Consider the following 21,524-nt stretch of genomic DNA (forward strand, 5'->3'; position numbering starts at 1 on the left):
GATGAACCACTCGAACCACCGCCATGCCGCGCGGGACGTCGGCCCACCGGGTGCCCAGGAAGGTGCCCGAGCAGGCGCCCACATGGGTGCCCGGCAGATCCCGCAGATGCGGGCGCGCCCGCCCGAGCTCGCGGACGTGACCGGGCTGCTGATCCGCGCCCAGTCCGGATCCGCCCGCGAGGTGGTGGCCGAGGTCGACGACCTGCTGGCAGAGGCCCGGCGCGGGCACGCACACGACCGGGCGCAGTGGCTGCGGTTCGTACGCTTCGCCGCCCACCACGAACTCGGCGAACTCGCCCGCGCCGACGACGCGGCGACCGAGATGATCCGGCTGGCCGAACCGCGCGACGACCGGACCTGGGAGGCGTTCGGGCACGCCCTGCGCGGGATGGCGCTGTTGCTGCGCAGCCGGTTCGAGCCGGCCTACGACGAGCTCGCCCGCGCCGTGGTCCTGCTGGAGGAGATCTCCGAGCCCGGCTACGCGATCGGGCACGCCATCAACGCCGCCGTGCTCGCGCTCGCCCGCCTGGACCTGTACGAGCTGGCCGTCACCTGGCTGGAGCGGCTGAGGGCGGTGTCGGCCGCGTTGTCCGACGCCATGCTCGCGACCCTGTACGCCTACAACAGCGGCTGGCTGGAACTCAACTGGGCGTGCGAGCTGGAACTCATCGGCGAGACCGACGCCGCCGGCGCGCACTACCGCGCGACGCTGGCCGCGTTCGAGGCGGCGCCGTCGGGAGTGGACGCGATCGACCGGTCGTACTGGCCGCGCGAGGTGGTCGTGCAGGCCGGTGCGGCGCGGGCGATGCTCGGCGCGGGTGCAGAGGTCGTCCAGGAGCTGCGCGCTCACCTGGACGCCGTCGCCGCGACCGAACGCCAGGAGGCCACCATCGTCGGTTACCTCGGCCTGGCCCGCGCGCACGCCAACGAGGGTGAGACCGACCAGGCGGTGGAGTGCGCCGCGCAGGCCTGCGCCGTGGGCGACACGCTGCCGCGGCTGAACGTGGTCGCCGTACGCGCCTACTGGGAGTACGCCGAACTGCTGCGCCGCGTGCACGGTCCCGAACCCACCGGCCAGGCGTACGCCCGGCTGACGTCGCGGCTGGTCCGCGACCGCTGGAACGAACGCCGGGCCCGGGTGACCTCCTTCGACGAGCGGCTGACCGCCGAGCGGCTGCGCGACGAGCTGCGCCGCCGGGCCGCGGCGTACCTCACCGACCCGCTGACCGGACTCGGCAACAGGCGGCTGATCGAGATCCGGCTCCCGGAGCTCCTGGTGGAGTCGGCCGCGACCGGACATCCGCTCGCGGTCGCGTTCGTCGACGTCGACGACTTCAAGAGTGTCAACGACGAGTTGTCACACCTGGTGGGCGACGACCTGCTGCGGGAACTGGCGCAGGAGATGCGGGCGGCGCTGTCCCCCGACGACGCGGTGGCCAGGTTCGGCGGGGAGGAGTTCGTGATCGTGTTGCCGAGCCGCGACGCCGAGCAGGCGTTCGACGTGGTGGACGCGCTCCGCCGGCGGATCGAGGAACGCGTGTGGAACTGCCTGCCGCACGACCGCCGGATCCGGATCACCGCGGGCCTGGCGCAGTCGTGGCACGGCGCCACCCGTACGCAGCTGCTGGCCGCCGCCGACGAGGCGCTGCTGCGGGCCAAGCGGCAGGGCAAGAACCGCGTCGAGGTCCGGGCGAGCCCGCTCGCCGGCGACCTGTAGGTCACAGATCGGCCAGGCGGGATCCGCGGCGGGGGTCGCGGCGGGTCCGCGGCGGGGGTCGCGCGAAAGTTGGGCTCCGGGCGTACGGTCGAGTGCGTGACCCGACCCACCACGCTCGGCGCCCTGCGCGCCACACCGCACCAGCACCGCAGCGTCAAGGAAGAGCTACGCACCAATCTTGTCGCCGCCCTCCGATCGGGCGCTTCGGCGTTCCCCGGCATCGTGGGCTTCGACGACACGGTCCTCCCGCAGGTCGAACGCGCCCTGCTCGCCGGGCACGACCTCGTACTCCTGGGTGAGCGCGGCCAGGGCAAGACCCGGCTGATGCGCACGCTCGTCGGCCTGCTCGACGAGTGGACCCCGGTGGTCGAGGGCTGTGAGATCAACGACCACCCGTACGCCCCGACCTGCACCCGGTGCCGGCGGCTGGCCGGCGAGCTCGGCGACGAGCTGCCCGTGGCGTGGAAGCACCGCGAGGAGAGGTACGGCGAGAAGCTCGCCACCCCCGACACCAGCGTCGGCGACCTGGTGGGCGACGTGGACCCGGTGAAGGTCGCCGAGGGCCGCACGCTCGGTGACCCCGAGACCATCCACTACGGCCTGGTCCCCCGCACCAACCGCGGCATCTTCGCCCTCAACGAGCTTCCCGACCTGGCCGAACGCATCCAGGTGGCGTTGTTCAACGTGCTGGAGGAACGCGACATCCAGGTGCGCGGCTACCTGCTGCGGTTGCCGCTGGACGTGCTGCTGGTCGCCTCCGCCAACCCCGAGGACTACACCAACCGCGGCCGGATCATCACCCCGCTGAAGGACCGGTTCGGCGCCGAGATCCGTACGCACTACCCGCTGGAGGTCAGCGAGGAGCTGGTCCTGATCCGCCAGGAGGCGCAGCTGGCCGCGCCGGTGCCGGACTTCCTGCTGGAGGTGGTGGCCCGGCTGACCCGTGGCCTGCGCGAGTCGCCCTCGATCGACCAGCGGTCCGGCGTGTCCGCCCGGTTCGCGATCACCGCCGCGGAGACGATCGGCGCCTCCGCGCTACGTCGGTCCGCCCTCACCGGCGAGGCCGACCCGGTGGCGCGGGTCTGCGACGTGCCCGGCGTCCTGCCCACCCTGCACGGCAAGGTGGAGTTCGAGATGGGCGAGGAGGGCCGCGAGCAGGAGATCTTCGGCCACCAGCTGCGGGTGGCGGTGGCGGAGACGTTCCGCGACCGGCTGCGCGGGCTCGACCTCGGCGGGTTCAGCAACCGGTTCGCCGAGGGATCGACCGTGGAGACCGGTGAGCTCACCCGCGGCGACGAGCTGCTCGACCAGCTCGGCACCATCCCCGGCCTGGCGAAGGTCCTGGAGCGGCTCGACCTCGGTGACGCGCCGTCCCACGGCGAGGTGGCCTCGGCGGTGGAGTTCGTCCTGGAAGGCCTGCACCTCACCCGGCGGCTGGCGAAGGAGACCGTGGACGGGGTGACCTACTACGGCGCCTGACCGGCACCCCGATCGGCTGTCCGTTCGGCACCACCAGCACAGGCACTCGAGAAGGGCGGCGCGGTGAGCGCACGGAAGTTCCGCTACGGGCCCTGGGACAACGGCCCGGACCCGCTGGCCTCGCCGTACGACGTCCGCGAGGCGCTGGACCAGCTCGGCCGCGACGTCCTCGCCGGCGGCAGCCTGCGGGAGGCGCTGCGTGACCTGCTGCGGCAGGGCTCGCAGGGCCGGCGCGGGCTGAACGACCTGCACGCCGCCGCCCGGCGCCGCCGGCAGGAGGCGCGCAGGCGCGGCAACCTGGCGGGCACGCTGGACCGCGTACGCCAGATGCTCGACCAGGCGCTGGCCGCGGAGAAGGACACGCTGGCGCGCGACCCCGGCGACGACGCGCGGATGCGGGAGATGGAGCTGGACACCCTCCCCGACGATGTCGCGCGGGCCGTCCGCGACCTCTCGGCGTACGACTGGCAGTCGGAGGAAGGCCGGCAGACGTACGACCAGATCCAGCAGATGCTGCGCCGGGACATCCTGGACGCGCAGTTCGCGGGGATGAAGCAGGCGCTGTCCGGGCAGGACCCGGCCGCCAGCCAGGCGGTCCGCGACATGCTCGCCGACCTCAACCAGCTACTGGCCGCGCACTCCCGGGGCGAGGACACCACCGACCGGTTCGCTGAGTTCATGCAGCGGCACGGGGAGTTCTTCCCGGAGAACCCCGCCGACACCGACGAGCTGATCGACCTGCTGGCCCGGCGCGCCGCCGCCGCCGAACGCCTGATGCGGTCGCTGTCGCCGCAGCAACGCGACGAGCTGGCCCAGCTGATGAACCAGGCACTCGGCGACCCCGACCTCGCCAGCCAGCTCGGCCAGCTGCGCGACAACCTGCACGCGCTGCGGCCCGGCCTGGACTGGCAGTCGCGCGCCCAGATGCGCGGGCAGCAGCCGCTCGGCTACGGCGAGGCGGTCGAGGCGGTGGCCGACCTGGCCGACCTGGAGGCGCTGACCGAACAGCTCGGCCAGGAACACCCCGGTGCCACCCTCGACGACGTGGACGTCGAGGCACTGGAACGCCAGCTCGGCCCGGAGGCCGCGGTCGACATCCGGGCCCTGCGCGAGCTGGAACGCGAACTCGAACGCCAGGGCTACGTCTCCCGCGGCGCCGACGGGCTGCGGCTCACCCCGAAGGCGCTGCGCCGGCTGGGCGAGACGGCGCTGCGGCGGGTGTTCCAGGAGCTTTCCACCGGCGGGCGCGGCGACCACGACGACCACCGCACCGGCTCCGCGGACGAGCCGACCGGAGCCAGCCGGGAGTGGAGGTTCGGCGACGAGCACCCCATCGACGCCACCCGTACCGTCCACAACGCCGTCCTGCGCTCGGCCGCCGAACGCCGCCGCCCTCCGCTGTCGCTGTCGGTGGAGGACTTCGAGATCGCCGAGACCGAACGCCGGTCGTCCGCGGCGGTCGCGCTGTGCGTCGACCTGTCGTACTCCATGATCCAGGAGGGCCGCTGGGGCCCGATGAAACAGACCGCGCTCGCCCTGTCGCACCTGGTCGCCACTAGGTTCCGGCAGGACGCGCTGGAGATCATCGGCTTCGACCGGGTGGCCCGCCGCCTGTCCCCCGTCCAGCTCGCCGAGATCGAACCGGACTGGATCCAGGGCACCAACCTCCAGCACGCGCTGATGCTGGCCGGCCGGCACGTACGCCGCCACCCCGACGCCGAGCCGGTGATCCTGGTGGTCACCGACGGCGAGCCGACGGCCCACCTGGAGCCGGACGGTGAGCCGTTCTTCTCCTGGCCGACCACCCACGAGACGCTGCGGGCGACGATCACCGAGGTGGACGCGCTGACGAGGTACGGCGCGACGCTCAACCTGTTCATGCTCGGCGAGGACGAGGGGCTGGCGCGGTTCATGGACGCGGTGGCCCGGCGAAACGGCGGCCGGGTGTTCACGCCCGATCTGGACAGGTTGGGCGATTTCGTGGTGGCTGACTACCTCCGGGCCCGGCGAGGCTTCCGCCGGTCGGCGTGACCGAGGCGGGACCGCCTAGGCTTGACAGTCATGTACGACCGCTTGGTGTGGATCGACTGTGAGATGACAGGGCTCGACCTCGGAGCCGACGCACTCATCGAGGTGGCCGCGCTCGTCACCGACGGGCAGCTCAACGTCCTGGGCGACGGCGTCGACCTGGTGATCAAACCGCCCCAGCCGGCGCTGGACCAGATGCGGGACGTCGTGCGCACCATGCACACGTCCTCGGGGCTGCTGGACGAGCTCTCCGCCGGGGTGTCCCTCGCCGAGGCCGAGGAGCGGGTTCTGTCGTACGTCCGCACCTACGCGCCCGAGGCCAACAAGGCGCCGCTGGCCGGCAACACCGTGGCCACCGACCGGGCGTTCCTGGCCCGCGACATGCCCACGCTCGAACAGCACCTGCACTACCGCATCGTGGACGTCTCCTCGATCAAGGAACTCGCCCGCCGCTGGTACCCCCGGGCCTACTTCGCCAGCCCCGGCAAGGTCGGCAACCACCGGGCCCTCGCCGACATCCGCGAGTCGATCGACGAACTCCGCTACTACCGCGCCGCGGTGTTCGTGCCGCAGCCCGGGCCGGACACCGCCACCGCGAAGGCGATCGCGGACGGGATCCTCGGCCACCCGACCCAGTCCGGACCGGCCACCGACGCGGTGACCTGATCTCGGTGTCAGGCCCGCTGACCGGATGGCTATACTCGTGGCGCCGCGGAGGAATTCGCGGCTGTCGTTCGTAGGGGGACCACTCCGTCCGGATAGTGTCTCCCTGTGGCGTGGTGGGTGTAGCTCAGCTGGTAGAGCACTGGGTTGTGATCCCAGGTGTCGCGGGTTCAAGTCCCGTCACTCACCCCAATCTCCGTAGGGCCGCTGCCCCGCCTCGCGCGGGCAGCGGCCCGCTGCATTTCTTCGGCTGTGGCACCTGACCTGGACTTTCACGTCCTGATGACTGGTGGCGGCTATGAATACCCCAGAACGAAGGGGGTTGCCGATGCTTCACCACCACCACCACCGAGTCCCCGGCCGCTTCCGGCAGGCGTGGGGGCGCCACCAGCGTCGCCGCCTGATCCGGGCGTTCGCCCGCGGATGGTGAGCTGGCTCTCACCAAGCGGGCTTGGGTGAACGCCCAGGCCCGCTCACGCAGGTCCCGGCTGCTCGGCCTCCGGTAACTCCGCCCGGTAACCCGACGGGATCCGTAGATCGATGTCGACGGCGATCGAGTCGTAATCCACCTCGAGCCAGATGGCGACGAGGTGGCGGGCCATGTACTCGATCTCGTCGACACACCGAGCCTGGGTCACGATGTCGTCGAGTTCGGGGACGGTGATCAGCCACCATGCGTCTTCACGAACGGCGACGGCCCGATAGGTCCTGGTCTTCTCGTTCACCGCAGGGAGCCTAGGCGGCGGGATTCGCGCAGAGCGTTGCTGACACCTCTTCGTCGCCGTGTCGTACGACATCACCGCACAGCGTCTGGCTTCCCGGCGTTGTGGGGCTCGGTCGTTCTGGGGGACGGCGAGCGGGGTATTCGTATGGCGAGGGCGCAGCCAGCTTTGCCGGACGGGAGGCGCACAGTGCAGGTCACCATCCTCGGCGCGGGCAACATGAGCCGCGGGATCGCCACCAGGCTCCTCGCGGGCGCCCACGAGGTGCACATCCTGGACCGGGACGTCGGCCACGCGGCCACCCTGGTCGACGAACTCCGCAGCGCCAGCGACGGCCGGGTCTCCGCGGGTGCCGTCGGCGACAAGCTGATGGGTGACGTGGTGATCCTCGCCGTTCCGTACGTCGGGGTCGCCCGGATGGTCCGGACCTACGCCGACCAGCTGCCCGGGCGGATCCTCGTCGACGTCACCAACCCGGTGAACGCCGCCTACGACGGGCTGAGCGTTCCGCCGGGCACCTCGGCCGCGGAGGAGATCGCGAAGCTGGCCCCGGACGGCACGAAGGTGGTCAAGGCGTTCAACACCACGTTCGCCGGGACACTGCTGACCGGACGGGCCGGCGGGCTGCCGCTGGACGTGCTGGTCGCCGGGGACGACGCGGACGCGAAGGCGACGATCGCCCGCCTGGTCGAGATGGGCGGCATGCGGCCACTGGACGTCGGACCGCTGCACCGGGCCCGCCAGCTCGAGGGAATGGGCCTGCTGCACATCACCCTGCAGTTCACGATGGGCACGGGGTTCGGCAGCGCGATCAAGATCGTTTCCTGACACCGCCTAGTGTTCGGGGCATGGAGTCGTACGACGTCGCCGTCGTCGGAGGCGGCCACAACGCCCTGGTCGCGGCCGCCTATCTCGCCCGCGCCGGCCTGTCGGTGATCGTTCTGGAGCGGCTGGACCACCTCGGTGGTGCCGCGGTGAGCGAGCGGCCGTTCGCGGGCCAGGACGCCCGGCTGTCGAGGTACTCCTATCTCGTGAGCCTGCTCCCCGACCGGATCGTCGCCGACCTGGACCTGCGGCTCGACCTGCGGTCGCGCCCGGTCGCGTCGTACACCCCGGTGGTCCGCGACGGCTCCCCCACCGGCCTGCTGGTCGAGCGCGAGCCGGGCCCCGCGACTGCGGAGTCGTTCCGGTCGCTCACCGGGTCGGACCGGGAGTACGCGGCGTGGCGGGCGTTCTACGGCGAGTTGGAGGACGTGGCCGAAGCGCTCGCCCCCACCCTGCTGGAGCCGCTGCGGCCCGCTGCCGAGGTCCGCGACCGGCTCGGCGCGCAGGCGTGGGACCGGTTCGTGGCCCGCCCGCTCGGCGAGGTGGTCGAGCAGACCTTCGCCGACGATCTCGTACGGGGCGTGGTCCTCACCGACGGGGTGATCGGGACGTTCACCCACGCGCACGACCCCTCACTGCGGCAGAACCGCTGCTTCCTCTACCACCTGATCGGCAACGGCACCGGCGAGTGGCGCGTACCGGTGGGCGGGATGGGCGCGGTCTCCGGTGCACTCGCCACCGCCGCGCGGCAGGCCGGCGCGACCTTGCGTACCGGCGCGGAAGTCACCGCGGTCGAGGTCGACGGCACGTCGGCACGGGTGGACTTCACCGACGAGGACGGCAAGCACGCCGTCGACGCGTCGTACGTCCTGGCCGGGTGCGCACCCGCCACCCTGGACCGCCTGCGGGGGCGTAGGCCCGCCGAGGTGCCCGAGGGCGCCCAGCTCAAGCTCAACCTGCTCCTGACCCGGCTGCCGAAGCTGCGCTCGGGCGCCGACCCGCGGCAGGCGTACGCCGGTACGTTCCACATCGACGAGGGGTACGCCGAACTGCAGCGGGCGTACGACGAGGCCGCCGGCGGCCGGTTGCCCACCCGCCCGCCGGGTGAGATCTACTGCCACACCCTCACCGACCCGACGATCCTGGCGCCCGACCTCGCCGAGCGGGGCTGGCACACGCTCACGCTCTTCGGGCTGCACGCGCCGGCCCGGCTGTTCGAAGGCAGCGAGGCGGATCACGCCGCGTCGCGGGACGCCGCCGCGGCCGCGTATCTCGCCGGTCTGAACGCCCACCTCGCCGAGCCGATCGAGGACTGTCTGGCCACCGACCGGGACGGACGGCCCTGCGTGGAGGCGAAGACGCCGCTGGACGTCGAGGCCTCGGTGGGGATGCCGGGCGGGCACATCTTCCACGGGGACCTCGCCTGGCCCTGGGCGGAGACGTCCGACGAGGAAGGTACGTGGGGGGTCGAGACGGATGTACCGAACCTGATGATCTGCGGCAGCGGGGCCCGACGGGGCGGTGCGGTCAGCGGAATCGGCGGGCACAACGCCGCCCACGCGGTCCTCCAGCGGTGGGACCGAACCCGCAATTCGCCCGCCGGGACCCACACTGCTAACATCTCCGATGCCACGCGCCGCTAGCTCAACTGGCAGAGCAGCTGACTCTTAATCAGCGGGTTCGGGGTTCGAGTCCCTGGCGGCGCACAGCGGGCGGTTGGCCGGCAGAAATGCCAGGTCAGCCGCCCTTTTCGCGTCACGTCGACGGACGCTCGGTGATCTTGCGTCACACGCGTCACACGCGTCACCGCGACACCGCCCCGGGCCCGGACGAGTTCGAGCCGGGCGAGCACCTGCCACGGATGAAGACGCTCCTCGGGGGCACAAAGTAGTTACGTGGAGTAGGTCCCGTGACGACTGAGCCGACCTGGTGCGGCACGATCGTTCGCGGAGCCGGTCCAAGCCTCGGGGGGAGTGCCATGAACCAAGCTGTGCTCAACTCGATGACCGCAGCTGAGCAGCGCCTTGTTGCCGAGACGTCGCGTGAGGCGATGGCTGGGCTGGATGAGGACGAACTGCTGGCGTTGCATTCTCGGATCCGGCGGGCTCGATCCAAGTACGTGTCCAAGTACCGACGGAAGGCGAGCCACGCTGTGGTGAAGCGCGGCGGGCGGGGGATCAGTTATCCGAGGAACCAGCGGGAACGAGACAAGGCCGAGGTCTTTGAAGTTGCGCTGGCATCGGTCAGCAGGCAGGTCGGCCGGCACGCCGCCCGCGCCGCTGCCGAGCTCAAGGCGTCCCGTCTGGCTGCCGCCCAGTCAGGCGGCCCCGGTCGGAGGAAGGTTGCTCCGCGGGCTGCTTCCTTGCGGAAGCCCCCAGCGTCTCGGCCGCGGGGCATGACGAAAACGACTGGAGGCGTCAAGAAGGATGCGTCGAGCCGGGCAGCGGGGGCTCGGCGACAGGCCAAGCGAGATCTCCGCCGAAGGTCTCCCTCGAGCTGATCGAGGACGACCGTCTTGGCCTCAACACCGTCACGTTCCTCCAGCCCCTCATCCGAAATCGCGACCGGCACGGTGGCGGTGTGGCCGTCATGGGGCGGTAGAACCGCCTCCAGGACGGCGGAGCCCACCGCATAGCCGCGGCGGGCGACGTCGAAGGGAACTCCGAAGCGAGAGCCCTGACGCTGGAGCTGCCGGCGCCTTGCCACTGTGGCCAGACCAGACGAAGATCGACACCTTCGCGGTCGGAACCGTCCGAGCCGGTCGACGATGAGGACGGACGTGTCATCAGGGACTCCTTGACGCAGGCCTCGTCCTGGCAACTCCGCAGCATAAGTCCGTGGCGAGCGAGCCAGCCCCCGATTGCAGCTGTCAGATCAGCGGGTTCGGGTTCGAGACGGCTTGGGCTGCCTCCTCGATCCTCGCCCGGTGCGCCGCCCATTCCACGGCATCCTGTTCGGAGGCCGGGGTGGGGTCGGCGCCGAGTGCGCCGTCCAGCTGTTCTCGCAGAATGTCCGCGTGGCCGAGGTGGCGGTTTGTCTCGATCACCACGTGGACCAGGACGTTGAACAGCTTCACGTCCGGCTGTGGCCACCAGGGCACCTGGCCCGGTGCGTCGATCGGCAACTCGTCGATGGTCTCGTCTGCTTGCCGACACGCGCGCGTGTAGTCGGCGATCACCTCGGCGCGTGACTCGTCCGCGCCGACCCACATGTAGTCGCGGTTGTGAAATCCGGGGTCGTCGAAGCTCGGGATCGGCGTCGCGTAGGGACGACCGAAGATCGCTCCGAAGTAGCGCGCTTCGGTCAGCGTCAGGTGCCTGACCAGCCCCAGCAGGTTCGTTCCGGTCCTGCTCAGCGGCCGGCGCACGTCGTACTCGGAGAGTCCGTCCAACTTGCCCAGGAGCGATGCCCTGGCCCACCTCAGCGACTCGTGCAAGTACTCCTTGGCGAATTCGTCGATCACGTGGCGAGCATGACACAGCGGAGCGACCGGTCCGTCAGGCGGCGCTGCGCATCAGTTCGTCCACGGCGATGCGTGCTGACGACGGGCAGCCTTTGGTGAATCCGTAGAAGGGTCCGAAGTCGCGGGTCGAAGCGAACCCGATCACGTGCAGGCCCGCCAACGATGTCTCGAAGCCTTCGGTCAGGTCAGGGAAGCCGTCGGTGGTGCTCACCTGGTGCGAAACGCTGTGGAGATAGGGGATCCGAGAGAGGTCCGTCTTGTAGCCGCAGGCGAAGATCACATGGTCCGCGGTCAGCGTCGACAGGTCCGAAAGCTGCAGTCGCACGGCTTGATGCTCAGGTGTCACGTCGACGACGGTGCAGTCGGGATGGCTCGTGACCACCTTCGTGGCCAGGCGTGGGACCAGCCAGGGTTCGAGGGTGAGACGGCCTACCCGCCAGAACTCGCCGCTGATCCGCTGTTGTTCACTCGCGGGCAGTCGCCGCCACCACCCCCGCTGCGCCAGGGTTTGGTCGATGTACGGGTTCACGAAGGCCCAACTGACCTTGGCGAACTGGGGAGTGGGATGCCGATGTACGACGTGCACCTGCTCGGCGCCATGGTCACACAGCAACGCTGCCCACTCGTAGGCGCTCTGCCGCCCTCCGATGATGACGACACGGGCGGCGGCGAGATTCTCGAAGCTGACAAGCTCGCTCGTGTGTGATCGAAGCGGCGACGGCACGTTTGTGTACCACCGCGGGAAGTTGGCGAAGTAGGAAGCACCCGGGACGGCTACGACCTTCTCCGCTGTGATCGTCGAGCCGTCGTCCATGGTTGCGACGAAGGCTCCGTTCGGTTTGGTCAGGTCTGTGACCAACCGTTCGTCGACTTCGAGCGACATGTGCTGACGGAACCATTCGGCGTAGTCGATGAAGACGGAGATCGGAATTGGGTCGAAGTCCTCGGGCCGCATCTCCCGGTCTGCGAAATACGCCTCGAAGGTGTAGTTGCCGTCTGCGTCGAGGTGCCAGTCGGGACCCGACCGCAGAAACATCTCAGCCGGCATCTGCTCCTGCCAGAAGGCCATCGAATGGCCGACAATGTGAGTTTCGATCCCGTTGGCACGAGCACAGGCGGCGGCCGAGTATGCGTAGGGCCCGGCACCGATGACCAGCAGATCTGTGCGCTTCGGCATGGATTCTCCCGAAGGCTGGGCTCCTTCCACGCTATCTCGCGTGGGCCGCACGTCGGTTCCTCGTACAGGAACGGGTCCAGCCAGGACACCGACCGAACGCGGCGAGCAGGGACTCCTACGACGTGAGCACCTGGCAGAGCGTCGCCCTTACGACCGACCTCAACAACGTCCGCTGGTTGGTTGCGCTGATCGACAACGATGCTCGTAGCGTGGAACCGGAGTCTGGCGTCATCCGAGGTCCTCGTCGTGCGTACCACCGGGCCGATCGAGCCCATGCTCGCCAAGAGCATCGAGCGGTTACCTCTCCCGCGGCCAGGCGGATGGCATTACGAACCGAAGTTCGACGGGTACCGTGCGCTGGCCACAATTGCGACCGACTCGTCGGTGTCGGTCCATTCCCGTCGCGGCACTCCCCTGGGCCCGGCGTTCCCGGAGATCGTCGGCGCGTTGAACGCCCACCTGCCCGCCGGAACCGTCCTGGACGGAGAGATCGTCTGCTGGCGCGGAGGGCGGCTCGACTTCGCGGCACTTCAGCACCGCTACGCCGGACGCCGGCAGGCCGCCGAGCTCGCCACCACCCACGCATGCCATCTGGTGGTGTTCGACGTACTGGAAACCGACCGCGACGGCGATCTTCGCCGCCGGCCTCTCCGGGAACGCCGCATGGTGCTGGAGCGGCTGTTCGGGCGGGTTCCGGCCAGGTCGCCGCTCACGCTCGCGATGCACACCTCCGACCCGGCGGTAGCGCAGGAGTGGTACGACACGATGGCCGTAGCCGGGATCGAGGGGCTGGTGATCAAACCCGCGGACAGCCCGTACGTGCCGGGGGCGCGGGAATGGCTCAAGTACAAGGCCCGGCAGACCACCGACGCGATCGTGGGCGGGGTGACCGGCAACCTGCGTCGCCCCGAGACGTTGCTGCTGGGGCGGTACGCCTCCGACACCGGCGGCTTCCACTACGCCGGCAGGACGACCCGGCTGACAGACGCGCAGGCCGCCGCGGTCGCACCACTGCTCGCCGTCCCGGAGAACGGCCACCCCTGGCCGGCGCGGCTGATCGTGAACTGGCGGTCCGCACCGACCGACTACCTGCAGGTCGCCCCGCTGTTAGTGGTGGAGATCCGCGCCGACACCGCCACCGACGCCGGACGGCGCTGGCGCCACGCCGTACGCATGCTGCGAGTGCGCGACTTCGCCCCCGACGAGGTGCCCCTCGACCTGGATCTGGAGTCCTGATCCGGCCGGTGCGGGCCGAGCCTCCCCGTAGCCAACCGTCGCATCGAACCTCCGTTCGAGCGAAGATCGAGCTGTGGGGCAGCAGCGCAGATACGGCAGACAGGCAGTCGACGGGTACGAGGTACCCACCGGTCAGCGTCGGCAGCAGATCGAGGAAGCGGTCGACTCCATTCACGACCATGTGCGCCAGACGGCATACGGCGGTATCTACTCAGGCGACGGCACCTGGCGCGCTCCCGTCGACGACAAACTGCTGGCGCCGATGCTCGAAGGACCTGACCGGGTACGCCGCGGTGAGCGCGTCGACGGGGCGGACACCATCCTCGTCGCTCCCCCGCCGAGTCCCGGGAAGGCGTGCAGGACCGGCTGTACCGATCCCGCCACTACGCATCTCCCCGCATGCTCACCCGCCACCGCATCGCCGAAATCCTCTACGCCGGCATCGGCACCGGCCACCTCGAACCCGTCCCGGTCGCACGAGGAAGGGCGCGCGATGTGCGCGGCTTCCGAGGCCGGCCTCACGGCATGGCGGTGAGTCCGCTTCCGGCCTTCACCGGGGTCCGCGAGGCGCGCGATCTCTTCCCACGGACATGTGACGCGGGTCATACTCACCGGCATGAGGATGATGGATCACCACTCCACCGGCCGGGCGTGGGCGAGCGTCATCGTCCTCGTCGTTCTCGTCGGCCTCCTCTTCTATGCGGCGTGGTACTTCGCCGGCGGCGTTCACATGTGAGCCCGGTCGCGCCTCGCGAGTCGCGGCCCCGACCATCCGCGTACGGACGTCCGATCTGTCAATCGGCCGGCGAGCAGTTCCTGTCAAGCTGCACTTGACAGCTGTCACCGCCAAGCCTGTCTTGCGCCTGACAGTCAGCGCGGATCGGCCAGCCGGCCGTGCTCCCAGTCCCACGTACGACCGTCGACGAGTTCGCGCACGGCGTCCAGGTGCCCGGCGTGGCAGGCGGTCTCGACAAGGACGTGCTGCAGCACCTCGAGGAAGTTGTCCAGGCGCCACTCGCCGAACACGCCCTCGGGCCACCACGCCGGCGGCGCGTCCAGCGGCAGCTCGCGGACCGCGGCGATGGCCTCCGCGCACTCACGCTCGTAAGCGTCGAGGATGCTCGCCGCGGGAACCGACGCGGGTACGTGGAAGTCGTCGTCGACGTCCGGGCCGGTGCGTACGCCGGTCATCACCTCGACGAACCAGAACCGCGTCATGACGGTCAGGTGCGAGACCATGCCGGCGCACGACCAGCCCGACGGCAGGACCGGCCTGCCGAGGGCGTCGTCGGACAGCCCGTCGAGGATGCCCAGGATCCGGCGCTGCTGCGCGGCCAGGGAGAGCAAAAGGGTTTCGGCGGTCATGACGGACAGCTGGGCGGTCATCGTTTCTCCTCCTGGGTACGGGGACGGCCGGACGGGGTGTCCGTGCCACCCGAGACGTCGGAGCCGTGACCGCCGCCTCGACACCGGCGCAGGATCTTTTTTCTGCGCGAGCGAAGCGCCCGGCGATGTCGAGAACGCGGCGCCGGCTCCGACGTCCCCGTCAGCAGGCAGGGTCGCGGCACCACCGCACCAGCCCGCACCGCAGAATCTCCCTACGACGGCAAGAGCCCGAAACGAGGACCTTCGATGAAGTACGTGATCCTGATCCACTCCAACCCCGACCCGTGGGGCCACCCGACCTCACGCTTCACGGCCGAAGGGCGCGCACTCTCCGAAGAGCAGCAAGCGCAAGATGACAGCGCGTTCGAGGCGCTGCTGGAGGAGATCTCGGCGTCCGGTGAGCTGGTGACCGCCGAGGCGCTCGCCGATCCCGCGTCGTCCACGGTGTACAGCTGGAGCCCCGAGGGCCACCTGGCCACCGACGGCCCGTTCGCGGAGACCAAGGAGCAGCTGGCCGGCTTCTTCCTGCTCGACTGTGCCACCAGGCAGCGGGCGGAGGAGATCGCCGCCCAGTTCGCCGGGCCGGGCAGTCATGTCGAACTCCGACCGGCGATGTGGGCCGGCGGCGACGACCAGTGACCTCCGCGCGTACGGCCGTACGAGTGACCGCCACTCCGTGACGGTGCAGCGGTGACCGCGACCGGTTTCGAGGACGTGTGGCGCGAGTGCGCGCCACACGTCCTCGCCGCGCTCGTACGCCGCTACGGCGACTTCGACACCGCCGAGGACGCGGTGCAGGAGGCGTTGCTCGCGGCGGCCCGGCAGTGGCCGACCGACGGGATGCCGGACAACCCGAGGGGTTGGCTGGTCCGGGTGGCCTCCAGGCGGCTGGTCGACCACTGGCGGACCGACCAGGCCCGCACGGACCGGGAGGACCTGGTCGCCCGGCGTACTCCGGCGCGGGCGTTCGTCGCCCCGGCCGCCGACGCACCGGACGGTAGCGAGCGGGACGACTCGCTGACCCTCCTGCTGTTGTGCTGCCACCCCGCGCTGCCGCGGCCGTCCCAGGTGGCGTTGACGTTACGGGCCGTCGGCGGGCTGAGCACGGCGCAGATCGCCCGCGCGTTCCTGGTGCCCGAGGCCACCATGGCCCAGCGGATCAGCCGGGCGAAGGCCCGGCTTCGGCAGGTCGGCGCGCGGTTCACGGTCCCCGCACCCGGCGAGCTACCCGAGCGGGTGGCCGTGGTCGCCCACGTCCTGTACCTGATCTTCACCGAGGGCCACACCGCCACCATCGGGACCAGCCTGACCGACACCTCCTTGGCGGAGGAGGCGATCCGGCTGACCCGTCAGCTGCACGGTCACCTGCCCGGGGCCGGCGAGGTGAGCGGGCTGCTGGCGTTGATGTTGCTCACCGACGCCCGGCGGACCGCCCGTACTCATCCCGACGGTTCGCTGGTGCCGCTGGCCGAGCAGGACCGCTCACTGTGGGACCAGGAGCAGATCGGCGAGGGGGTCCGGCTGGTGGAGGCCGCGCTGCCGAGCGGACCGGTGGGGCCGTACCAGCTGCAGGCGGCGATCGCGGCGGTGCACGCCGAGGCACGCACCGCGGCGGAGACCGACTGGCCGCAGATCGAGGCGTTGTACGGCATGCTGCACTCCCTCACTCCCGGCCCGGTGGTCACGCTCAACCGCGCGGTTGCGGTCGCGGAGGTGTCCGGTCCGGCCGCGGCCCTGCGGATGATCGAGCCGCTGCTCGCCGACCGGCGCCTGCGCCACCAGCATCGCCTGCACGCCGTACACGCCCACCTGCTCGAGCTCGAGGGCCGCCACGACGAGGCCAGGACCGCCTACGCGACCGCGGCCCGGCTGACCACGAGCATCCCGGAGCAGCGCTATCTCCACGCCCGGGCGGCCGGCCTGGGACGTGTCCCGGCGACAGGCTCAGTCATGGCGGTCGGTGACTCCGGCCACGATCACGACTCCAACGGCGGCGAAGCCCACCTGGAAGGCAAGTTGGATCCAGTCGATGCCGGCGGTGTAGCGAACCCCCAACAGGCCGGCGACCAAGGTGCCGAGCAGAGCCGCGACAATTCCGATGGCGATCGTGAGTAGACAGCCCATCTTCTGTTTTCCCGGCACCACCAGCCGGCCCAGAGCGCCGATGATGGCGCCCACGATGACCGCGGTGATGATTCCGCTGATAATCATGATATTTCCCTTTCGCCCCGACCTGCGTGACGACCTGGCGGGGTGAACACGAGGTCGCCAGGCTACAGCCGGTGACGAGCTGGTACGAGAGCCGGCACAGGGCTCCGGTGACCTCGCCGGCAGGGCCGGCCGGACAGTCTCGATTGCCCGAAATCCACTACCCAGCAGGCGTTCGACTGCCATGATCAGCGCATGAGCATCTACGGTCGTCGGCAGGGCGGGACGCCCTGGGGGCTGGTTCTGCTCTTCCTGCTCGCCCTCAGCCTCACTGCCGGAGTCATGGTTTATCGCGACGGGGTTGCCGCCGCAAAGGTGGTCGACACCTCGACCGCCACTTCCACTTCCACTACTTCCACTACTTCCACACAACGCTGATTCTCCGCACCGGATTTTGCAACCGAACGTCACGCCTCGAACCCGTACCGATATCGCAGTCATAACGAATCCCGGGAAACACCGAGAAGACTCGGCGGACATTTCACGTCGACACTTCGGCGAACGAACACATGCCGCATGGTTCCGGTCACCGCGTGGCGCACGGTGACCGGCCCGGACCCCACACGAAACGACTGGCCCTCGGCGGTCGGCGCCGCCATGCTGTGGCCCCATGGCAAGGTTGCGCGAGATCGTCGTCGACTGCCGGAACGCACCTTCGCTGGCGCGGTTCTGGGCGCGGGTGCTCGACGGGTACGCCGTTCGGGCCTACGACGCGGAGGAGATCGAACGCCTCGCCGGTCTCGGGTTCACCCCCGAGACCGACCCGTCCGTGGCGCTGGACGGCCCGGGCCCGACGTTCTTCTTCACCGAGGTGCCCGAGCCCAAGTCCGGCAAGAACCGCCTGCACGTCGACGTCGTGTCCAGCGACCGGCGCGCCGAGGTCACCCGGCTGGTCGGACTGGGCGCTTCGGTGCGTCAGGAGTACGACGGGCACACGGTGCTGGCCGACCCGGAGGACAACGAGTTCTGCGTCACCGACCCGCGGGAGTGACCGGCGTTCAGGCCGGTCCGGCTCCGCTGCCCTCGATGCGTTCGCGCACCACCCGGTGCTCGCCGCCGGAATGCTCGGTGAAGTTGCGCGCCAACGGCACCGACCGGGGCCGCAGACTCCGGTCGAGTTGGCTCACCACCGAAGCGAGCTGACTGGCCGCTTGCTCGACGTCGTTGTGGGCGAGGTTTCGCTCGGTGGTGGTGACCGCGAGGACGAGCGCGGTGAGCGCGGTGGATCCGTCGAACGCCTGGATGGTGATCAGGTTGGAGTAGACGTCCTGTCCCTCGAACGGTCCCGACCCGTTGACGGCGCCGATGACCGCCATCGTCGACACCGCCAGCATCGCCGTGGCCGCACCGGCGAGCTGGAATCTCAGCGCCGCCCAGATCAGGAACGGAAAGACCAGGAAGAGAAGTTCGGTGGTCGTACGCGTGGCGACGAGCATGACGACCACCGTCCCGGCAAGCATGGCCGTCGCCTCGAGTACGCGGAGTGGACGCAGGTCGCGCGGCATGTGCACCCGGCGCAGGACGAGCAGGAACGGCGTGACGACCAGGACGCCCATCGCGGAGCTGATCCAGCTCAGCAGCAGGCGGGCCCAGAAGTTGCCGGGCTGTTCGAGTCCGGCCAGCACCTGCACGCCGATGGCGATCGTCGTGCTGATGATCGTGGCTGCCAGCGCGCCGCACACCACCAGGGCGGCGAGATCCTTCATCCGGTCCAGCTCCAGCCGGAAGCCGGCGCGGCGCAGCAGTTGGTAGCCACACCACATGCCGAGCGTCATCGCCAGCGCCGTTGCCACGGCCACCAGCGGGGACCGTCCCAGCCCGACCAGGTTGACGAGGAACGAGCCGAGGGCGACGCCCGGGAGGACCCGCGTTCCGAAGATCAGAAGTGCGGCCAGCGACACACCCGTCGGCGGCCACAGTAGCCGGGTGGGTCCGGCGCCGACGTGCTGCAGCAGTCCGACATTTCCGACCGCGTAATAGATCGCTGCCAAGCCGATGATCAGCGCGGCGGTGGTGGCGTGCTCACGCTTACGGAAATTGCTCGTCACGGCACCTCATGGTACGCCCATTGGTCTGCGCCTATTCAGCTCATCCGCCCCGGGAAGCCTGGAACGCGTGTGGTATTCGGGACGTTATCGACAACCAGTCTTCCGTTTTAGCAGTGAAGTAGCCGACGTCTCCGAAACTCGTATACCAGGTCGTTTTCTAGGTCGTTTTCTAGGTCGTTTTCTGCCGCACCACGTCCCGCTCGCCCAGCTCCGACCTTGCCGCCTGGTCGGTCCGCGGGCGTACCCGCAGCCGCCGGTCGAGCTGGTGGACGACGGAGGCGAGCTGGACGGCGACCTCCTCCACGTGCGCACGCGCCTCGTTGCGCGCCGCGATCGTCGCCGAGAGGACGAGCGCGGTCAAGGCCGTCACCGCGGCGAACGACTGCACCGTGAAGATGTTGGACAGCTCGCTGTGGAACGCGAACGCGCCCATTCCACGCGAGTTGGCGTAGATCGCGAGCATGGTCGCCACCAGGACGCATGCTGTCGCCGCCGCCAGCTGGAACCGCCAGGCGGCCCACACGACGAACGGGAAGGTGATGAACAACAGTTGTTCCTCACCCTGCAAGGACAGCACCAGCACGGGCACCATGACCGCGAACAGCGCCGTCACCTCGAGCCAGCGCGCGAGCCGGAACACCCTTGGCCAGTGGAATTTCCGCACCATGAGCAGGAACGGTGCGATCACGAGTACGCCGAGAGCACCGCCGATCCACTCGACCAGCCAGGTCGTGCCGAAGTCCGCCGGCGGCGCACCTGCGACCTGCAGGGAGCCGACGACCACGGTCGCGCCCACCACCGTCGGAGCGACACCGCCGAGCACGACCAGCGCGAGCACGTCGCGCAGTCTCGGCAACTCCGGCCGGAAGTCCGCGGCGTCCAGCAGCAGGTAGCCGAGCACCGCCGTCAGGGTGGCGCCGATGGTGGCGCCGGCCACCCCGGGCAGGGTGGCGTCCGGCGAAAGCGCCAGTGCCATGGCGCCGATGGCGACCCCTGGCCAGACCCGCGGGCCGAGCACGATCAACGCCACCAGGCCGACTCCCGGTGGCGGCCACAGTGGGCTGGCCACGCCGCTACCAACGGGGCCGTGCACACCCAACCGGCCGCTCACGTAACAGGCGGCGGCAACACCGAGAATGCACAGAGCCACAACGAACCGGCTGTGGTTGTGGGGGGCGATTTCCACGGCCTGATCGTACGCGTCGGCGACCGCACCGAACCACCACCCTTTTGCGGGCTTCTGTGCGACCTTTCCAATACGACGAGGAGGGAATCGCAGCAAATACACGGCCTTCACCGATGCGCTGTCAATTCTTCGTTGCTCTGAAATCCGATCTCGGTCGGCTGGGTGCGGTGTGCCCGTTCTCCGATTGCGTGGCGGGTGAGCGGGGGCCTGGGTCCCTGGTTTTCGTGCCCGGCCCCGCGGGGAGGTGGCGACCATGACCGGCAGGCTGGCAAGCAGGTCGGCGGCGGGCGCGCCGCCCGTTCGCACGTTCGCCCGGGCCCGCACACCACGGCGTGCCGGAACCACCGCGGTCGCGATGGGTGGGTTGGTCCTCTGCGCGGTCCTCACCTCCTGCGCTGACGACCGGCCCTCCGCCCCGGGCTCGGAGCATGCGTCCACGGCGCCGGCGGCGACGAACGCCGCTCGCGACGCCCGGCGCCCCGGCCCCACCGGTGTCACGCCATCCGCCGACAGCACCGGCACGGCCCACCGCGCCCGTAAGGCCGGGCCCGGCCCGTCGGCCGCGCTCCTACCCAACCTCGTTGGGATGGGCCTGCAGTCGGCCCAGGAAGCGGCCCGGGGCGCCGGGTTCGCCGACCTCACCTCCCACGACGCCCTCGGCCGCGGGCGCCGCCAGATCCTGGACCGTTCCTGGCGCGTGTGCAGTCAGTCGCCCGCACCGGGCCGGTGGACCAAGGACTCCCCGGTCGACCTCGGCGCCGTGCGCCTGGAGGAACGCTGCCCGGCCGACGACCAGGGCCGACGGCCGCTGCGGGTGAGTACGACGATGGCGGACTTCCGCGGCCGTTCACTCGCGGTGGCCCGGGCGGCCCTCCCCGCGGACACCGGCATCGAAGAGGTGGACGGCACCGGCGGCGGCCGAGCCGCACTGCTGGAGAGCAACTGGCGGATCTGCACACAGTCACCGCCCGCGGGCACCAAACTGCACGGACAGCCCGTCCGCTTCACGGTGGTGAAGTTCACCGAACGCTGCCGCTGAAACCCCGGACGCCCCCGTGTGGGCTCCCGCGTGGCCAGTTCGGCCAACTTTCGCCGCGTCCAACCGGCCCCGCAGGCGGCCGTCGGGCGGCGTACGCCTGACCACCATCGCTTCCCGGGCGTACGGGCGGCCACCGCGATTCGGGCAGAAGATCCAAACCGGGCAGCGTTCGTGGCACTGTTTCGCAAGCTTGCACCGTTCGGCGGCGAAGGTCAGGCCGGACTGAGCGCTGTGACAGTCCTTTGCCAGGTTCGAAGGCGGGTGTTACAAGGTATGGACCCAGCGTGATCGGAAGCGGCAGCGACCCCGAAAACGACCAGGACACGTCCTCCAGATACAAGGCGACC

The 21,524-nt window shown here is 70.1% G+C and carries 19 protein-coding genes and 2 tRNA genes; 15 read left to right on the forward strand and 6 right to left on the reverse strand.

The annotated features are described in order from the left end of the window. Position 1: 1 nt before the first annotated feature. The 5 genes from F4554_RS20310 to F4554_RS20330 all read left to right on the forward strand — a co-directional run bounded on the left by F4554_RS20310 (position 2) and on the right by F4554_RS20330 (position 6,079). A complete protein-coding gene (locus F4554_RS20310) occupies positions 2-1,717 on the forward strand; it encodes a GGDEF domain-containing protein (RefSeq protein WP_179789040.1) in 1,716 nt (571 codons plus the stop codon). Positions 1,718-1,813: 96 nt separating this feature from the next. Beyond that, a complete protein-coding gene (locus F4554_RS20315) occupies positions 1,814-3,196 on the forward strand; it encodes a sigma 54-interacting transcriptional regulator (RefSeq protein WP_179789041.1) in 1,383 nt (460 codons plus the stop codon). A 63-nt stretch (positions 3,197-3,259) separates the two neighbouring features. After that, positions 3,260-5,227, forward strand: coding sequence for a vWA domain-containing protein (locus F4554_RS20320; protein WP_179789042.1), 1,968 nt, complete (start codon positions 3,260-3,262; stop codon positions 5,225-5,227). Between the two features lie 30 nt (positions 5,228-5,257). Next, positions 5,258-5,890, forward strand: a complete 633-nt coding sequence (gene orn / locus F4554_RS20325; protein ID WP_179789043.1) for an oligoribonuclease — start codon at positions 5,258-5,260, stop codon at positions 5,888-5,890. A 113-nt stretch (positions 5,891-6,003) separates the two neighbouring features. Beyond that, a tRNA-His gene (locus F4554_RS20330) sits at positions 6,004-6,079 on the forward strand. Positions 6,080-6,360: 281 nt separating this feature from the next. On the opposite strand, the gene F4554_RS20335 is transcribed toward F4554_RS20330, so the two are convergent. Beyond that, complete coding sequence (locus F4554_RS20335) at positions 6,361-6,612, reverse strand: type II toxin-antitoxin system HicB family antitoxin (protein WP_179789044.1); 252 nt, start codon at positions 6,610-6,612, stop codon at positions 6,361-6,363. Between the two features lie 186 nt (positions 6,613-6,798). On the opposite strand from F4554_RS20335, the gene F4554_RS20340 reads away from it, so the two are divergent. From F4554_RS20340 to F4554_RS20350, 3 genes are all read left to right on the forward strand, one after another. Beyond that, positions 6,799-7,437 carry an NAD(P)-binding domain-containing protein gene (locus F4554_RS20340; RefSeq protein WP_179789045.1) on the forward strand — a complete coding sequence of 213 codons (639 nt, stop codon included), beginning with the start codon at positions 6,799-6,801 and terminating at the stop codon, positions 7,435-7,437. Positions 7,438-7,457: 20 nt separating this feature from the next. Next, positions 7,458-9,077 carry a phytoene desaturase family protein gene (locus tag F4554_RS20345; protein WP_179789046.1) on the forward strand — a complete coding sequence of 540 codons (1,620 nt, stop codon included), beginning with the start codon at positions 7,458-7,460 and terminating at the stop codon, positions 9,075-9,077. Further along, a tRNA-Lys gene (locus tag F4554_RS20350) sits at positions 9,068-9,140 on the forward strand. The genes F4554_RS20345 and F4554_RS20350 overlap by 10 nt, the downstream gene beginning before the upstream one ends. Before the next feature lie 1,163 nt (positions 9,141-10,303). Here F4554_RS20350 and F4554_RS20355 read toward each other — a convergent pair. Next, a complete protein-coding gene (locus tag F4554_RS20355; protein WP_179789047.1) occupies positions 10,304-10,897 on the reverse strand; it encodes a mycothiol transferase in 594 nt (197 codons plus the stop codon). A gap of 34 nt (positions 10,898-10,931) precedes the next feature. Further along, the gene (locus F4554_RS20360) at positions 10,932-12,074 is read right to left on the reverse strand and encodes an NAD(P)-binding domain-containing protein (RefSeq protein WP_179789048.1); all 1,143 of its coding nucleotides are present in this window, start codon (positions 12,072-12,074) and stop codon (positions 10,932-10,934) included. Positions 12,075-12,320: 246 nt separating this feature from the next. On the opposite strand from F4554_RS20360, the gene F4554_RS20365 reads away from it, so the two are divergent. Next, positions 12,321-13,310 carry an ATP-dependent DNA ligase gene (locus F4554_RS20365; protein WP_202889385.1) on the forward strand — a complete coding sequence of 330 codons (990 nt, stop codon included), beginning with the start codon at positions 12,321-12,323 and terminating at the stop codon, positions 13,308-13,310. Positions 13,311-14,180: 870 nt separating this feature from the next. Here the strand turns inward: F4554_RS20365 and F4554_RS20370 are convergent. Beyond that, the gene (locus F4554_RS20370; RefSeq protein WP_179789049.1) at positions 14,181-14,696 is read right to left on the reverse strand and encodes a mycothiol transferase; all 516 of its coding nucleotides are present in this window, start codon (positions 14,694-14,696) and stop codon (positions 14,181-14,183) included. 246 nt (positions 14,697-14,942) lie between these two features. On the opposite strand from F4554_RS20370, the gene F4554_RS20375 reads away from it, so the two are divergent. The 5 genes from F4554_RS20375 to F4554_RS20395 all read left to right on the forward strand — a co-directional run bounded on the left by F4554_RS20375 (position 14,943) and on the right by F4554_RS20395 (position 17,895). Beyond that, positions 14,943-15,335, forward strand: coding sequence for a YciI family protein (locus tag F4554_RS20375; RefSeq protein WP_179789050.1), 393 nt, complete (start codon positions 14,943-14,945; stop codon positions 15,333-15,335). 51 nt (positions 15,336-15,386) lie between these two features. Next, a complete protein-coding gene (locus F4554_RS20380; protein WP_337796121.1) occupies positions 15,387-16,811 on the forward strand; it encodes an RNA polymerase sigma factor in 1,425 nt (474 codons plus the stop codon). Beyond that, positions 16,804-16,953 carry a hypothetical protein gene (locus F4554_RS20385; protein ID WP_179789051.1) on the forward strand — a complete coding sequence of 50 codons (150 nt, stop codon included), beginning with the start codon at positions 16,804-16,806 and terminating at the stop codon, positions 16,951-16,953. The genes F4554_RS20380 and F4554_RS20385 overlap by 8 nt, the downstream gene beginning before the upstream one ends. A gap of 146 nt (positions 16,954-17,099) precedes the next feature. Then, positions 17,100-17,282 carry a hypothetical protein gene (locus F4554_RS20390; protein ID WP_179789052.1) on the forward strand — a complete coding sequence of 61 codons (183 nt, stop codon included), beginning with the start codon at positions 17,100-17,102 and terminating at the stop codon, positions 17,280-17,282. A 232-nt stretch (positions 17,283-17,514) separates the two neighbouring features. Further along, entirely contained in the window at positions 17,515-17,895 is a 381-nt protein-coding gene (locus tag F4554_RS20395) for a VOC family protein (RefSeq protein ID WP_179789053.1), read from the forward strand. A 7-nt stretch (positions 17,896-17,902) separates the two neighbouring features. On the opposite strand, the gene F4554_RS20400 is transcribed toward F4554_RS20395, so the two are convergent. Both F4554_RS20400 and F4554_RS20405 read right to left on the reverse strand, forming a co-directional pair. Beyond that, the gene (locus tag F4554_RS20400; RefSeq protein ID WP_179789054.1) at positions 17,903-18,952 is read right to left on the reverse strand and encodes an MASE1 domain-containing protein; all 1,050 of its coding nucleotides are present in this window, start codon (positions 18,950-18,952) and stop codon (positions 17,903-17,905) included. Positions 18,953-19,121: 169 nt separating this feature from the next. Beyond that, positions 19,122-20,138 (reverse strand): MASE1 domain-containing protein, encoded by a 1,017-nt coding sequence (locus F4554_RS20405; RefSeq protein ID WP_179789055.1) that lies wholly within the window; start codon positions 20,136-20,138, stop codon positions 19,122-19,124. A 253-nt stretch (positions 20,139-20,391) separates the two neighbouring features. Here F4554_RS20405 and F4554_RS20410 point away from each other — a divergent pair, with 253 nt between their 5' ends. Next, positions 20,392-21,177, forward strand: coding sequence for a hypothetical protein (locus F4554_RS20410; RefSeq protein ID WP_202889386.1), 786 nt, complete (start codon positions 20,392-20,394; stop codon positions 21,175-21,177). Positions 21,178-21,524 lie beyond the last annotated feature (347 nt).

It is taken from the genome of Actinopolymorpha rutila (assembly GCF_013407855.1).
GTDB classification, from domain to species: domain Bacteria; phylum Actinomycetota; class Actinomycetes; order Propionibacteriales; family Actinopolymorphaceae; genus Actinopolymorpha; species Actinopolymorpha rutila.